The 14509-nt window shown below is 72.4% G+C and carries 14 protein-coding genes and 2 riboswitches; of the genes, 6 read left to right on the top strand and 8 right to left on the bottom strand.

Going from position 1 to position 14509, the window contains the following annotated elements:
* Positions 1 to 155 precede the first annotated feature (155 nt).
* The 5 genes from ACFY16_RS06650 to ACFY16_RS06630 are packed head-to-tail and all read right to left on the bottom strand — an operon-like array spanning position 156 to position 5658.
* Entirely contained in the window at positions 156 to 974 is an 819-nt protein-coding gene (locus tag ACFY16_RS06650; protein WP_390645955.1) for an ECF transporter S component, read from the bottom strand.
* A complete protein-coding gene (locus ACFY16_RS06645; protein ID WP_390645954.1) occupies positions 971 to 2671 on the bottom strand; it encodes an ABC transporter ATP-binding protein in 1701 nt (566 codons plus the stop codon). Before ACFY16_RS06645 ends, ACFY16_RS06650 begins: the two co-directional genes overlap by 4 nt.
* A complete protein-coding gene (locus ACFY16_RS06640; RefSeq protein WP_390645953.1) occupies positions 2668 to 3771 on the bottom strand; it encodes an energy-coupling factor transporter transmembrane component T in 1104 nt (367 codons plus the stop codon). The genes ACFY16_RS06645 and ACFY16_RS06640 overlap by 4 nt, the downstream gene beginning before the upstream one ends.
* Complete coding sequence (locus ACFY16_RS06635) at positions 3764 to 4420, bottom strand: SCO2322 family protein (RefSeq protein ID WP_390645952.1); 657 nt, start codon at positions 4418 to 4420, stop codon at positions 3764 to 3766. The genes ACFY16_RS06640 and ACFY16_RS06635 overlap by 8 nt, the downstream gene beginning before the upstream one ends.
* Positions 4417 to 5658, bottom strand: a complete 1242-nt coding sequence (locus tag ACFY16_RS06630; protein ID WP_390645951.1) for a prenyltransferase/squalene oxidase repeat-containing protein — start codon at positions 5656 to 5658, stop codon at positions 4417 to 4419. The genes ACFY16_RS06635 and ACFY16_RS06630 overlap by 4 nt, the downstream gene beginning before the upstream one ends.
* 114 nt (positions 5659 to 5772) lie before the next feature.
* Positions 5773 to 5900: riboswitch (cobalamin riboswitch) on the bottom strand.
* A 70-nt stretch (positions 5901 to 5970) separates the two neighbouring features.
* Between ACFY16_RS06630 and ACFY16_RS06625 the strand changes: the two genes are divergently transcribed.
* Entirely contained in the window at positions 5971 to 6633 is a 663-nt protein-coding gene (locus ACFY16_RS06625; protein ID WP_390645950.1) for a phosphotransferase, read from the top strand.
* A 13-nt stretch (positions 6634 to 6646) separates the two neighbouring features.
* On the opposite strand, the gene ACFY16_RS06620 is transcribed toward ACFY16_RS06625, so the two are convergent.
* Together ACFY16_RS06620 and ACFY16_RS06615 are read right to left on the bottom strand one after the other, a co-directional pair.
* Positions 6647 to 7096, bottom strand: coding sequence for a nuclear transport factor 2 family protein (locus tag ACFY16_RS06620; RefSeq protein ID WP_390646111.1), 450 nt, complete (start codon positions 7094 to 7096; stop codon positions 6647 to 6649).
* Between the two features lie 67 nt (positions 7097 to 7163).
* Entirely contained in the window at positions 7164 to 8189 is a 1026-nt protein-coding gene (locus tag ACFY16_RS06615; RefSeq protein ID WP_390645949.1) for an MBL fold metallo-hydrolase, read from the bottom strand.
* Between the two features lie 203 nt (positions 8190 to 8392).
* On the opposite strand from ACFY16_RS06615, the gene ACFY16_RS06610 reads away from it, so the two are divergent.
* Both ACFY16_RS06610 and ACFY16_RS06605 read left to right on the top strand, forming a co-directional pair.
* Positions 8393 to 9850 carry an aldehyde dehydrogenase gene (locus ACFY16_RS06610; protein WP_390645948.1) on the top strand — a complete coding sequence of 486 codons (1458 nt, stop codon included), beginning with the start codon at positions 8393 to 8395 and terminating at the stop codon, positions 9848 to 9850.
* Positions 9851 to 9892: 42 nt separating this feature from the next.
* Positions 9893 to 10126, top strand: coding sequence for a ferredoxin (locus tag ACFY16_RS06605; protein WP_390646110.1), 234 nt, complete (start codon positions 9893 to 9895; stop codon positions 10124 to 10126).
* 89 nt (positions 10127 to 10215) lie between these two features.
* A riboswitch (TPP riboswitch) is annotated at positions 10216 to 10403 on the top strand.
* Positions 10404 to 10418: 15 nt separating this feature from the next.
* Here the strand turns inward: ACFY16_RS06605 and ACFY16_RS06600 are convergent.
* Positions 10419 to 11060 carry a TetR family transcriptional regulator gene (locus ACFY16_RS06600; RefSeq protein ID WP_390645947.1) on the bottom strand — a complete coding sequence of 214 codons (642 nt, stop codon included), beginning with the start codon at positions 11058 to 11060 and terminating at the stop codon, positions 10419 to 10421.
* Between the two features lie 209 nt (positions 11061 to 11269).
* On the opposite strand from ACFY16_RS06600, the gene ACFY16_RS06595 reads away from it, so the two are divergent.
* Genes ACFY16_RS06595 through ACFY16_RS06585 form a run of 3 tightly spaced genes read left to right on the top strand, consistent with a single transcriptional unit; the run spans position 11270 to position 14495 of the window.
* The gene (locus tag ACFY16_RS06595) at positions 11270 to 12682 is read left to right on the top strand and encodes a glycosyltransferase family 4 protein (RefSeq protein WP_390645946.1); all 1413 of its coding nucleotides are present in this window, start codon (positions 11270 to 11272) and stop codon (positions 12680 to 12682) included.
* Entirely contained in the window at positions 12676 to 13428 is a 753-nt protein-coding gene (locus tag ACFY16_RS06590) for a class I SAM-dependent methyltransferase (protein ID WP_390645945.1), read from the top strand. The genes ACFY16_RS06595 and ACFY16_RS06590 overlap by 7 nt, the downstream gene beginning before the upstream one ends.
* On the top strand, positions 13425 to 14495 hold the full coding sequence (locus ACFY16_RS06585) for a prenyltransferase/squalene oxidase repeat-containing protein (RefSeq protein ID WP_390645944.1): 1071 nt from the start codon (positions 13425 to 13427) through the stop codon (positions 14493 to 14495). The genes ACFY16_RS06590 and ACFY16_RS06585 overlap by 4 nt, the downstream gene beginning before the upstream one ends.
* Positions 14496 to 14509 lie beyond the last annotated feature (14 nt).

The following is a 14509-nucleotide window of genomic DNA, read 5'->3' as shown; positions in this document are numbered from 1 at the left end:
GGAAACGCCGCTTGTGTGATCTGGCTCTCAATCCGCAGGTCAGCACGCGTAGAGTCGCATACATATATCCCATTTGCCCCTACTGTCCACCTTAGTAGGTGATGTGGGTCATGTGGGGTGCTTCACGGTGTAAGTAACGGTGTGCGTGCGGGGGCTCACGATGTGGGTGCGTCGAATGTGACCGCGGTCTCGAAAGCGGCCCGGCGCGTGGCACGGCGCAGTGCCTTCAGGACCGCCGGGCCGACAGCGAGGGTCAGGACGACCGTGACCAGGGCGCGACCCAGGTCCCAGCCGAGCGACGTGGCCAGGCAGTACGCGACGAAGCGGGCGAGGTTCGCGGGGACGGTCGCGTGCGGGTCGAAGGCGATGTTCGAGGCGCTCTGGGCCATGAAGGTCCAGCCGGCCATGTCCATCACCGTGCCGTAGGCGAAGGCGGCCAGGAAGCCGTAGACGCAGAGCAGGGCCAGCTCGGCGCGGCCGCGCAGCCGGTCCGGGCCCGGCAGCAGGCCCGCGCCCATCGTGAACCACCCCATGGCGAGCATCTGGAACGGCATCCACGGCCCCACCCCGCCCGTGAGCAGCGCCGAAGCGAACATCGTGACCGAGCCGAGCACGAACCCGAAGCCCGGTCCCAGGACCCGTCCGCTCAGCACCATCAGGAAGAACATCGGCTCGATGCCGGCCGTACCGGCGCCGATCGGGCGCAGCGCCGCGCCGGTCGCCGCCAGTACGCCGAGCATGGCGACCGCCTTCGGGCCGAGCCCCGACTCGGAGATCGTCGCCGCCAGCACCGGGACCAGCAGCACCAGCAGGCCCGCGAAGAGCCACGGGGCGTCCTGGGCGTGGGCGGTGAGCTGCGAGGCGGGCGGGGCCAGGAAGGGCCAGGTGAAGGCGACCACGCCGACGGCGCTGACCAGGGCGAGGGCGGCTGTGGAGCGAGGGCCGAGGCGGACCGCTCTTGCCTGGCGGGTCATCGCAGGGCCTGCCTGACCTGGGTGACCGTGAGCCAGCGCTGCGGGGCCAGGATCTTGGTGACCTGCGGGGCGTAGGACGGGGAGGAGACGACCACCTCGGCCGTCGGCCCGTCGGCGATCACCTCGCCGTCGGCCAGGAGGACGACCCGGTGGGCGAGCTCGGCGGCCAGTTCCACGTCGTGGGTGGCGAGGACGATCGCGTGGCCCTCGGCGGCGAGACCGCGCAGCACGCCGACGAGACGGGCCTTCGCCGCGTAGTCCAGGCCGCGGGTCGGCTCGTCGAGCAGGAGGAGGGGAGGGCGCGCGGTCAGGATCACGGCGAGCGCGAGTGCCAGACGCTGGCCCTCGGAGAGGTCGCGGGGGTGGGTGTCGTCGGTGACGCCGGGGAGGAGGTCCGAGACGAGGGCACGGCAGGTGCCCGGGGCCGCCTCGGCATCCCGGTCCGCGGCCACGCACTCGGCGGCGACCGTGTCGGCGTACAGCAGGTCGCGCGGCTCCTGCGGGACCAGGCCGACATGGCGTACGAGATCGCGGGGCGCGGTGCGGTGAGGGTCGGCGCCGCCGACGCGGACCGTGCCGGCGGTCGGCTCGACGAGCCCGACGAGGGTGTTGAGCAGCGTGGACTTGCCGGCGCCGTTGCGGCCCATGAGGGCGATGGTCTCGCCGGGGGTGACGGTGAGGCCGACGTGGCGGAGGGCCTGGACGCGGCCGCGGCGGACGGCGAGGGAGCGGACCTCGGCGACGGGAGGTGGTGGGGTGGAGGCGGCGGCCACTTCTCGTTTTCTGCGCAGGCGCCAACGGGGGGAGGCGGCCGGGCGGGGCGAGGGGGCTCGTACCGGTGCTGGTATCGGTTCCGGCGCGGGTGCCGGCTCGTCCCGGAGCCCCGTCAGCCGTTCCCGGAGGTCGCAGGCCCGGCGGCGGGCGTCCCGCACCGTCAGGGGGAGCGGGGACCAGCCCGCCAGGCGGCCCAGGTCGACGACCGGCGGGTACACCGGGGACACCGCCATCACCTCCGCCGGGGTGCCCAGGACCGGGGTGGCGCCCGGGCCCGGCAGGAGAGCGACCTGGTCGGCGTACTGGACGACGCGTTCCAGACGGTGTTCGGCCATGAGGACCGTGGTGCCGAGGTCGTGGACGAGGCGCTGGAGGACCGCGAGGACCTCCTCCGCGGCGGCCGGGTCCAGTGCGGAGGTCGGTTCGTCGAGGACCAGGACCCGCGGGTGCGGGGTGAGGACCGAGCCGATCGCGACGCGCTGCTGCTGGCCGCCGGAGAGGGTGGCGATCGGGCGGTCGCGCAGGTCGGCCAGGCCGAGGAGGTCGAGGGTCTCCTCGACGCGGCGGCGCATCACGTCCGGGGCGAGGCCCAACGACTCCATGCCGTAGGCGAGTTCGTCCTCGACGGTGTCCGTCACGAAGTGCGAGAGCGGGTCCTGGCCCACCGTGCCGACGACGTCGGCGAGTTCGCGCGGCTTGTGGGTGCGGGTGTCACGGCCGGCCACCGTGACGCGGCCGCGCAGGGTGCCGCCGGTGAAGTGCGGGACGAGACCGCTGACCGCGTCGAGCACGGTGGACTTGCCGACGCCCGACGGGCCGACGAGCAGGACGAGTTCGCCCTCCGGGACCTCGAAGTCCACGCCCCGGACGGTGGGTTCGGCGGCACCGTCGTAGGTCACGGAGACGTCCTCGAAGCGGATCACGACGACTCCTTGTGGGCGGGGGCAAGGGCGGGGGCGGGGGCGAGGAAAGCGGGGAGCAGACCGAGGAGTACGGCCGCGGCGGCCCGGAGGGGGAGGGTGGGGGCCACGAGGGGGACGACGCCGGGGTGCAGGGCCGCCGGGTCGGCGGACGCGGCGAGGGTGAGCAGCACGGCGACGGCGGCACCGGAGCCGGCGACGAGGCAGGCGCGCAGGTCCCAGCGGTCCGGGCGGTAGCGGGTACGCGGGGTACGGCGCCCGCCGAGCCACAGGCCGCCCAGTGCGGCGGCGAGTCCGGCGAGCAGGACCGGGATGCCGTACGTGCCGCCCTCCGCGGTGAGCAGGCCGTACGTTCCGGCGCAGACGCCGAGCAGCCCGCCGAGGGTGAGGGCGGCGGTGGTACGGCGGACCGGGGAGGGGACGGCGGCGGTGCGGCCGTAGCCGCGGGCGTCCATCGCGGCGGCGAGGGCGACGGACCGCTCCAACGCGCCCTCCAGGACCGGGAGTCCTACGTGCAGCAGGCCCCGTATGCCCTTGTCGGGGCGGCCGCGCAGGCGGCGGGCGGCGCGCAGGCGCTGGACGTCGGCGATGAGGTTCGGGGCGAAGGTGAGGGCCACGACGACGGCCACGCCGGTCTCGTAGAGGGCGCCGGGGAGGGACTTGAGGAGGCGGGTGGGGCCGGCGAGGGCGTTCGCGGCGCCCACGCAGATGAGGAGCGCGGCGAGTTTCAGGCCGTCGTACAGGGCGAAGAGGAGGCCCTCCGCGGTGACCCTGCCGCCGAGGCGGATGCCCTGGGCCCAGTGGGGGAGCGGGACTTCGGGGAGGGTGACGATCACGTGCGTGCCGGGGATGGGGGAGCCGAGGGCGATGGCGAAGGCGAGGCGGACGAGGAGCACGGCGAGGGCGAGTCTGACGAAGGCGCCGTAGGAGCGGGACCAGGAGGCGTCGGCGGGCCGGCAGGTCGCGACGACGTAGGCGGAGACCGCGATGAGGAGGGCGAGGAGGAGGGGGTTGGTGGTGCGGGTGGCCGCGGTGCCGAGCGACAGGGACCAGAGCCACCAGGCACCTGGATGCACGGTGGCCCGATGCCCGCGGCTACGCATTCCTGCGCCGCCGGGCCTGCCAGATCGCTGCCGCCGCCAGCGCGGCCACCGCCGCGGAGCCCGCGATCAGGCCCACCGACGGGCCCTCGTCCGTCGTCTTCTTCGTCGCTGTCTTCTTCGCCGGCGCCGTCGGCTGTTTCCCGGCCGACACCTGCTCCCCGCAGCCCTGTTCCGGATATCCCGCGATCGCGCACAGCAGGGCGCTCGTGTCGTAGCGGAGTGGCTTGGCGACCGCTGCCAGGGCCTCCGCCGTGGTCGCGTCGGAGGGTACGCGGGCGCAGACCGTCCGGGGTGAGGGCGGGGTCTCGCCGGAGGGCGCGTCGGACAGCGTGCCGAAGTCGATGACCAGGGCGACCCGCTTCTTCCCGTCCCGCGCCGGCGTCGTCGCGCAGATCGTCGCGAAGTCGGCGGTGCCGCGCGGCACCGTCGCGTCCTGGGAGTCCACGCTGACCGCGAAGCGGAAGCCCTGGACGTCGCCGTCGGACGGGCGGACGGTGGACGGGCCCTGGGTGGCGTACGTCCAGTGGTCGCCGGCGCGGTCCCAGAAGGACCAGTAGCGGTAACCGGCGGCCTGCGCCTGGCCGGCGGCCCCCAGCAGGGGCAGCAGGACGGCCAGGAGCAGAGCGGTGGCGGCGCGGCGGCGGCTCACGACCGGCGCTTCCTGCCGCGCACGAAGAGCAGGTAGCCGACGGCGACGACGACGAGGAGAAGGCCGCCGCCGGCGATCCACACGATGTTGCCGGAGTCGTCGTCCGCTGCCGCGGCGTCCCCGGAGCCGCCCGGGGACGTCGATTCGGCGTCCGGCACGAACACGGGGCCCGGGCCGGTCGCGTCGAGGAGCTTCACCAGGTCCTGGCCGCCGAAGTCGCGCGGGTCCTGGGCCGAGGCGTTCGCGGCGAGGATCAGCTGCGCGTACGCGGCCGGGCCGCTCTGCTGCGCCCACTTCACGGAGTTGGCCTGAAGCCAGCGCACGGCGGGGACCGTCGCCTTGACCTGGCCGGCGGTGGCGAGGGCGACGACCGCGTCGGCGGTGTTGCCGTAGTCGGGCTGGTCCTCGGCGCCGGGCAGCGCCGACGTGAGGTGGCCGTCCTTGGCCAGCGCCTCGACGAGGTACGCGGCACCGTTGCGAGCGGCCTGCCCGGGATCGGCGGAGGCGTCCTTGCAGGTCAGGTCGGTTTCGGCCGCCTTCGGGGCGGTGCCTGCGAGCCCCTTGCCGAGGGCGGCGACGACGGCTGCCGCGGTCGCGTCCGCGTTGGCCGTGAGGTCGCCCTTCTTGTCGGGCTGGTAGGCGAAGGCGCCGCTCTGGTCGCTGTCGCTGTCGCAGGGGAGCGCGAACTTCAGCAGGGCGTCGTACGGGGACTTGCCGCCCTTGCGTATGTCCTGCGGCTTTTCGCCCGTCGCCGTGAGCGCGCCGATGACGACGGAGGTGGAGTTCGCGTCGCTGGCGCCGCCCGGGGAGTAGCCCCAGCCGCCGTCCGCGTTCTGCACGGACTTCAGCCAGGCGACGGACTTCTCGGTGACGGCGCCGTGGCCGCCGAGCGCGGCGAGCGCCTGGACGGCGGCGGCCGTGCTGTTGGTGTCGACCATGAGCCCCGCGTCGCAGGCCTTGGCGGTGTCGGCGCGGAAGGCGGCGAACGCCCCGTTCGCGCACTGCTGCCCGATCAGCCAGGCGATGCCCGACGAGGCCGGCCGCACGCCCACGGAGTCCTGCGCGAGCAGGGCGAGGGACTGCCGCCAGACACCGTCGTACGTGGGATCGGTGCGGCCGTACAGCCCGGTGGGTATCGCCACCGAGGGCGACGGGGACGGGTCGGCGGCGACGGCGGGCCCGGCGGCGCCGATCACGGCGGTGGCGGCCAGAACCGCGGCACTGCGGCGGACGTTCATGATCGGCGGATGCCTCTCCCTGCGGGGAGCCGGGCAGCACGGGACACCCCGGGCGGCTCGGCTCCGTAGACCTCGACGGTGCCGTACACCGGCGGACGGCCGGTGCGCGTGAGCCGGTCACGAACCGTACGGAGCGATCCGGCTCGCCACGCTGCGGTGGCTCACGGTTGCGGGTCAGCGCCGGAATTGCACCGGCTTCCCCCCGTACAGGTGTGATGACGACGCCGCCACTCTACCGGCCCGTAGAAACACGCTGAGGGGCGGCTGTGGAGCCGCGTTGGGGGGCGGCGAAGGCACGGGTAGGTTCGCGCCATGCCACCGACGGGGAGACTGCTGGGTTCCGGCCGCACGGCCGACGTGTACGAGATCGACGGGGCGTGGGTGCTGCGCCGCGACCGGGACGGCCGGGGGAACGCGGCCGCCGAGGGGGCGGTGATGGAGTACGTACGCGGCTATGGCTACCCGGTGCCTCGGGTGCGGCTCGGGGGCGACTCGCGGACCGACCTGGTGATGGAGCGGCTGCCGGGGCCGACGATGCTCCAGGCGTACGCGGCCGGTTCGCTCGGTCCGCAGGAGGCGGGGAGCGTGCTGGCAGGGCTGCTGGGCGCCCTGCACGCCATTCCGGGCCGCCGCTCCGCCTCCACCCGCGTGCTCCACCTCGACCTGCACCCCGACAACGTGATCCTCACCCCCGACGGCCCCCGGGTGATCGACTGGGCCAACGCCGAGGAGGGTGATCCGGGGCTCGACTGGGGCATGTCCGCGGTGATCCTCGCCCAGGTCGCCGTCGGCGACGAGCCTGTCGCCCAACCGGCGCGCGCGATGCTGACCGCCCTGCTCGCCGACCCCTCCGCCCTCACGGAGACCGGCCTCCTGGAGGCCCGGCGGCGCCGTGCGGCCAACCCGACGATGAGCAGGCGGGAGGTCGAACTCCTGGGACCGGCCGAGCACTTGATCCGGTCGCTGGTGTCCTAGGGATCGTTTCGCCCTACGACGCTCGTGGTGTCGGGCCGCCGAACGGGAGGAAGAGGACCCGGGAGGAGAGCAGCCATCGGTCGTCGGTGCGGCAGAAGGCGAAGGTGTCCTCGTAGTGGCCGACCTGGACGGGCGGGCCGGCGGGCACCGTGCCGCCCGCGTAGCCGTCGAGGCGGTAGGTCGCGAAGTACGACGTGGCGGTCGCCGTCTCCGGCGAGGTCACCGTGACGCGGATGTTGGACATCAGGCGTCGGGAGAGCCGGTCGGCCGGGCGGGAGCCGAAGTACGCGCGGAGCGCGTCCCGCCCCTCGACCAGCCGCTCACCCTCCGGCCACGCCCAGGTGCCGTCCTCGGTGAACAGCTCGGCGACGGAGGGCGGTTCGCCGAGGTCGAGGCGGTGGACGAAGTCGAGGATGAGGCGCTCGCAGGCACGTTCGGTGAGGAGCCGAGCCATGGGATCCATGGGGCCCGGGGGATGCGTGTTGTCCATGCCTGTTGGTATCAGCAGGGCCCCCGCGGCTACGAGCGATTTACACCGCCACGTACGTCACCGGCTCGCCCCCCGGCACCGCCTCCGCCCGCCCCAGCTTCACCAGCCGCCGCAGATGGGCCTCGGCCTCCGAGACCGCGATGTTCCTTGATCCGTACGGGATCTGGTCCCAGGGCCGGTTCCACTCCATGCGCTCGGCGAGCTGCCACGGGGTGAGGGGTTCGGCCAGCAGGGTCAGGAGGTCGTCGAGCCGATCCTCGTGATGGGCCAGCAGCTCCCTTACCCGGGACGGTGCGTCGGTGAAGGTGTGCTGGTGGGCGGGGAGCACCTCGGCGGGGGCGAGGCGGCCGATGCGTTCGAGGGAGTCGAGGTAGTCGCCGAGGGGGTCGGTGACGGTGGCGTCGTCGGGGTCCTCGTACAGGCCGATGTGCGGGGTGATCTCGGGGAGCAGGTGGTCGCCGGAGAACAGACGGCCGTGGCCCGGGAGTTGGGAAGGGTGCTCCTCCTCCAGGTGGAGGCAGACGTGGCCGGGGGTGTGGCCCGGGGTCCAGATGGCGCGCAGACGGCGGCCCGGCAGGTCGAGGAGTTCGCCGGGGACGATCTCGCGGTCCGGCAGCGCGGGCGCGAGGCCGGGCAGGGTGCGTGGGCCGGCGCCGCGCAGGGGTGCCAGGTGCTCCTCGGGGGCGCCGGCCGCCGCGAGTTTGCCGGCCATGTAGGAGAACCAGCGGTCGGGCCGGGTCCCGCGAGCCCGCCGGATGAGTGCGATGTCCGCCTCGTGCATGGCGATCCAGGCCCCGGACGCCTCGCGCACCCTGCCCGAGAGGCCGTGGTGGTCGGGGTGGTGGTGGGTGACGACGACCCCGTGGATCTCGCCGACCGAGGTGCCGCACGCGACGAGCCCCTCGGCGAGGGTGTCCCAGGAGGCGGGGTCGTCCCAGCCCGTGTCGACCAGCACCGGTCCGCGGTCGGTGTCGAGGACGTACACGAGCGTGTGACCGAGGGGATTGTCCGGGATGGGGACCTTCAGGGACCGTACGCCCCCGCCGTGGTCCGTCACCTGTGACATGAGCCCCCCTGTCGCCGCGTTCCAGCCACTATAACTAGAACCGGTTCCAATGGGAGCCCAAGTCACCTGTCAGGCTCAGGACTCGCGAAGTCGGGGAGGTGGGGTGAACCGGTGTGAGGCCCGTGGACTCCTTCGAGGGGAACTGGTATCAGTTCTTCGTATCTGATGGATCGTCAGAGAGCCTTGTCTGGGAGGCAGTCGCCATGACCGAGCTCGTGGAACACGGACAGCTGTTCATCGGCGGGGAGTTGACCGACCCCTTGGGCGAGGACGTCATCGAGGTGATCTCGCCGCACACGGAGGAGGTCATCGGGCGTGTGCCGCACGCCTCGACGGCCGACGTGGACCGGGCGGTCGCCGCCGCGCGGAAGGCGTTCGACGAGGGGCCCTGGCCGCGGATGACGCTCGACGAGCGGCTCGAGGTGGTCACTCGCATCAAGGACGCGATCGCCGTACGGCACGAGGAGATCGCCCACGTCATCTCGTCCGAGAACGGATCGCCGTACTCCTGGAGCGTCCTCGCGCAGGCGCTCGGCGCGATGATGGTGTGGGACGCGGCGATCACGGTCGCGCGGAACTTCGTCCACGAGGAGAACCGCGACGGCGTCCTCGGGAAGATCCTGGTGCGGCGCGAGCCCGTCGGGGTCGTCGCGGCCGTCGTCCCCTGGAACGTCCCGCAGTTCGTGGCCGCCGCCAAGCTCGCGCCCGCGCTGCTCACCGGCTGCACGGTGGTGCTCAAGCCGTCGCCGGAGTCGCCGCTGGACGCGTACATCCTCGGCGAGATCGCGAAGGAGGCCGGGCTGCCGGAGGGGGTGCTGTCGATCCTCCCGGCGGACCGCGAGGTCAGCGAGTACCTGGTGGGGCACCCCGGGATCGACAAGGTGTCCTTCACGGGGTCGGTCGCGGCCGGCCGGCGCGTGATGGAGGTGGCCTCGCGCAACCTCACGCGCGTGACGCTGGAGCTGGGCGGCAAGTCGGCGGCGGTGGTCCTGCCGGACGCGGACATCGCGACGTCCGTCCCCGGCATCGTCTCGGCGGCCTGGATGAACAACGGGCAGGCCTGTGTGGCCCAGACCCGCATCCTCGTGCCGCGCTCGCGCTACGACGAGTTCGCGGACGCCTTCGCGGCGGCGGCGAGCGCGCTGGTCGTGGGCGATCCGCTGGATCCGGCGACCCAGGTCGGCCCGCTGGTGGCGCGGCGCCAGCAGCGGCGCAACCTCGACTACATCCGCATCGGCCAGGAGGAGGGCGCGAAGATCCTCACGGGCGGCGGCCGTCCGCCGGGCCTGGACCGCGGCTGGTACGTCGAGCCGACCCTCTTCGGCGACGTGGACAACTCCATGCGCATCGCCCGCGAGGAGATCTTCGGCCCGGTGATCTGCCTTCTCCCCTACGGTGACGAGGCCGAGGCCGTGAAGATCGCGAACGACTCCGCGTACGGGCTGAGCGGCAGCGTGTGGACGGCCGACGTCGGGCACGGCATCGAGGTCGCGCGCCAGGTCCGTACGGGCACGTACTCCGTCAACACCTTCAGCCTCGACATGCTCGGCCCGTTCGGCGGCTACAAGAACTCCGGTCTGGGGCGGGAGTTCGGCCCCGAGGGGTACGGCGAGTTCCTCGAACACAAGATGATCCACCTCCCGGCCGGCTGGGAGGCGTGAGGGATGGGGGTACCTCCCGCGCGAGCGAAGTCGAGCATGGGGGTGGGTGACCGCTGGCACGTCGACGTCGACCGCTCCCTGTGCATCGGCTCGGCCCAGTGCCTCCACCACGCCCCGGCCGGCTTCCGCCTCGACACCGCGCGCCAGTCCCATCCCGTCGACCCCGACACGGACGCGAACGAGCGGGTGCTGGCGGCGGCGGAGGGCTGTCCGGTGGAGGCCATTCTGATCACGTTGGTGGGGAGCGGGGAGCCGGTGTTCCCGCCGGAGGAGTAGGGCTGGGAAGAGCCGAGAAGAAGGGCAGAAAAAATTCCGATTAGGGGTGTTGTGTCCGGCTCTGCGTGTTCTATCCTGTTATTGGCCTACGAGGCGAGTGAGGGAGTTCAACCGGAGTAGCCGACTTTGGCGAGACGCAGAGGCACCTGCCGAAGCATCCGCTGTGGCCGACGTCGACGGTTGGGCTGAGAGGCCTGAAGGTAGTAGTCGGACCAGAAGGCGACCCCCATCACCTGATCCGGGTAATACCGGCGAAGGGAACCCGTCTCGTAGGTCCTTTGCGTGCCTGCCCTCAGCCCTGTTCCTGCGGGGACGTGAGGTCGATCAGCCGGCACACCGTCTCGATGTCGATCCTGACCTGGGCGATGGAGGCGCGGCCCGAGAGCCAGGTGATGAGGGCCGAGTGCCAGGTGTGCTCGATGACGCGGACCGCGGAGAGCTGCTCGGGGCTGGGATTCTCCAGCCCCATGGCGTCCAGGATGATCACCGTGGTCTGCCGGGAGACCTGGTCGACCTCGGGGGAGACGCTGCGGTCCGCGAAGGTCAGCGCGCGGACCATCGCATCGGCCAGGTGCGGCTCGCGCTGGAGCGCCCGGAAGGCGCGCATCAGCGTCTCCGCGACCCGCTCCGCGGCCGTGTCGCCCGTCGGTGGCTTCTTCCGCAGCGTGCCGTGCATGTGCTCCAGCTGGTCCTGCATGGTGGCGACCAGCAGGTGCACCTTGGACGGGAAGTAGCGGTAGAGCGTGCCGAGCGCCACCTGGGAGGACTCCGCGACCTCGCGCATCTGCACCGCGTCGAAACCGCCCCGGCTGGCCAGCTGTGCACTCGCGTGCAGGATGCGGCGCCGGCGCGCCTCCTGCCGCTCCGTGAGGGGCGGGAGGGCCGGTCTGTCGGCGCTGGCTTCCACCTTAATCACCTTGGCTTCCGCAGGCATGGATCCCGTTCCGTGACAGTCGGTGAGGGTGAGTGATCAGACAGCATGGCAGAGTCGTCCGCCGTGGCGTGAATCACCTGATCCACTGCTCACAGCTCCCCTACCTGCCGGTAGATTCAGAGCCTCCCGAACGATCAAGTCTGAAACTTGTTCTAGATTAGCGTCCCGGCGTAATGTCGCGGGACAGTGCACGCAGAAGGGGGCCCAGAGTGACCGCTGAGGCCAGTCAGGCGGGTCCTCAGGAGGATCTCGCCGCGGACGGCGAGCGACCGCTCAACATCGCGCTCCTCACCTATAAAGGGAACCCGTTCTGCGGCGGCCAGGGCGTCTACGTCCGCCACCTCTCCCGCGAGCTGGCCCGCCTCGGCCACCGCGTCGAGGTCATCGGCGCGCAGCCGTACCCCGTACTCGACGAAGGCTACGACGGGCTCGGCCTCACCGAGCTGCCCAGCCTCGACCTCTACCGCCAGCCCGACCCCTTCCGCACCCCCGGCCGCGACGAGTACCGCGACTGGATCGACGCGCTCGAGGTCGCCACGATGTGGACCGGCGGTTTCCCGGAACCGCTGACGTTCTCCCTCCGCGCCCGCCACCACCTGCGCGCCCGGCGCGGCGACTTCGACGTCGTCCACGACAACCAGACGCTGGGCTACGGGCTGCTGGGCGACGTCGGCGCGCCCCTGGTCACCACCATCCACCACCCGATCACCGTGGACCGCCAGTTGGAGCTGGACGCGGCGGACGGCTGGCAGCGGCGCTTCTCCGTACGCCGCTGGTACGGCTTCACCCGCATGCAGAAGCGCGTGGCGCGCCGGCTGCCCTCCGTGCTCACCGTCTCCGGCACCTCCCGCCAGGAGATCGTCGACCACCTGGGCGTCCGCCAGGACCGCATCCACGTCGTCCACATCGGCGCCGACACCGACCTGTTCTCGCCCGATCCGTCCGTCCCGCAGGTGTCGGGCCGCATCGTGACCACGTCCAGCGCGGACGTGCCGCTGAAGGGCCTGGTCTTCCTCGTCGAGGCGCTGGCGAAGGTACGCACGGAACACCCCGACGCCCATCTCGTCGTCGTCGGCAAGCGCGCCGAGGACGGGCCGGTCGCCCAGGCCATCGAGCGGTACGGCCTCGAAGGCGCCGTCGAGTTCGTCAAGGGCATCTCCGACGCGGAACTCGTCGACCTGGTGCGCTCGGCGCAGGTCGCCTGCGTGCCGTCCCTCTACGAGGGTTTCTCCCTGCCGGCCGCCGAGGCCATGGCCACGGGCACGCCGCTGGTCGCCACGACCGGCGGGGCGATCCCCGAGGTCGCCGGGCGCGACGGCGAGACGTGCCTGGCGGTACCGCCCGGCGACGCGGGCGCGCTGGCCGCCGGGCTCAGCAGACTTCTCGGCGACCCGGAGCTGCGGCTACGACTCGGTCGCGCCGGCCGTGAGCGGGTGCTGGCCCACTTCACCTGGGCCCGCGCCGCAGAGGGCACGGTGGCCCACTACCGCGAGGCCGTCGCCCGCTCCACGGGCAGAAGCTCCAGCCCCTCCGCGGGCATGAGTTCCGGCCTTTCCGCATCCGCGACCTCGACCTCGACAAGCGTTACCGGCGTCTATCCCGAAAGCAGGGCCACGTGCTGACCGTCGACTTCTCCCGGTTCCCGCTCGCCCCGGGCGACCGAGTCCTGGACCTCGGCTGCGGAGCGGGCCGGCACGCCTTCGAGTGTTACCGGCGTGGTGCGCAGGTCGTGGCCCTGGACCAGAACGGCGACGAGATCCGCGAGGTCGCGAAGTGGTTCGCGGCGATGAAGGAGGCGGGCGAGGCCCCGGCCGGCGCCACCGCGACGGCCATGGAGGGCGACGCGCTCGCCCTCCCCTTCCCCGACGAGTCGTTCGACGTCGTGATCATCTCCGAGGTCATGGAGCACATCCCGGACGACAAGGGCGTACTCGCCGAGATGGTCCGTGTGCTCAAGCCCGGCGGGCGCATCGCGATCACCGTGCCGCGCTACGGCCCCGAGAAGGTCTGCTGGACCCTGTCCGACGCCTACCACGAGGTCGAGGGCGGCCACATCCGCATCTACAAGGCGGACGAGCTCCTCGCGAAGATCAAGGAAGCCGGTCTCCGCCCGTACGGCACCCATCACGCCCACGCGCTGCACGCGCCGTACTGGTGGCTGAAGTGCGCGTTCGGCGTCGACAACGACAAGGCGCTGCCGGTGCGGGCGTACCACAAGCTGCTGGTCTGGGACATCATGAAGAAACCGCTGGCCACCCGGGTCGCCGAGCAGGCGCTGAACCCGCTGATCGGCAAGAGCTTCGTGGCGTACGCGACCAAGCCGCATCTGCCCCGTCTTTCCGGGACGTCCCAGGCGGACGCCAAGTGACCACCCCCCGGACAGAACACCTGGTCCTGCCCGGGGTCCTCACCGCCGAGCAGGCTGCCGCGACCGTTCGCGGCATCCTCGACGTGCAGCGGGAGGACGGCGCGATCCCGTGGTTCCGAGGGCACCACCTCGACCCGTGGGACCACACCGAGGCCGCGATGGCGCTGGACGCGGCGGGCGAGCACGAGGCCGCCGACCGGGCGTACACCTGGCTGGCGAGGCACCAGAACGCGGACGGCTCCTGGTACGCGGCGTACGCGGACGGGGCCTTCGACGACGTCACCGACCGGGCCCGCGAGACGAACTTCGTCGCCTACATCGCCGTAGGCGTCTGGCACCACTACCTCTCCACCGGCGACGACACCTTCCTGGACCGGATGTGGCCGGCGGTCGTCGCGGCGGTCGAGTTCGTCCTCGGGCTCCAGCAGCCGGGCGGGCAGATCGGCTGGCGGCGCGAGGACGACGGGACGGCCACCGCGGACGCGCTGCTGACCGGCAGCTCCTCGATCCACCACGCGTTGCGCTGCGCGCTCGCGATCGCCGAGCAGCGCGAAGAGCCGCAGCCGGACTGGGAGTTGGCGGCGGGCGCGCTCCGGCACGCCATCCGGCGCCACCCGGAGCGGTTCCTCGACAAGGGCCGCTACTCGATGGACTGGTACTACCCGGTGCTGGGCGGCGCCGTGACCGGAGCCGAGGCCAAGTCCCGGATAGAGGAGGCCTGGGACCGCTTCGTCGTTCCCGGCCTCGGGGTGCGCTGCGTGATCCCCAACCCGTGGGTGACCGGCGGCGAGTCGGCCGAACTCGCCCTCGCGCTCTGGGTGATGGGCGAGTCCGACCGGGCGCTGGAGATCCTCCAGTCGATCCAGCACCTGCGGGACGCGGACAGCGGCCTGTACTGGACGGGCTACGTCTTCGACGACGAGACGATCTGGCCGCAGGAGCTGACCACCTGGACGGCGGGCTCCCTGCTTCTGGCCGTGGCGGCCCTGGGCGGCCACGATGCCACCTGCGCGGTGTTCGGCGGCGAGTTCCTGCCGATGGGCCTGGACCCGGACTGCTGCGAGTAGGTCCTCTGCGAGCA

Origin of the sequence: Streptomyces sp. NPDC001315 (genome assembly GCF_042896175.1) — a bacterium.
Taxonomy (GTDB): Bacteria; Actinomycetota; Actinomycetes; order Streptomycetales; family Streptomycetaceae; genus Streptomyces.
Note: the sequence above shows the minus strand (reverse complement) of the source record. Positions and strands in the feature narration are given on the sequence as shown.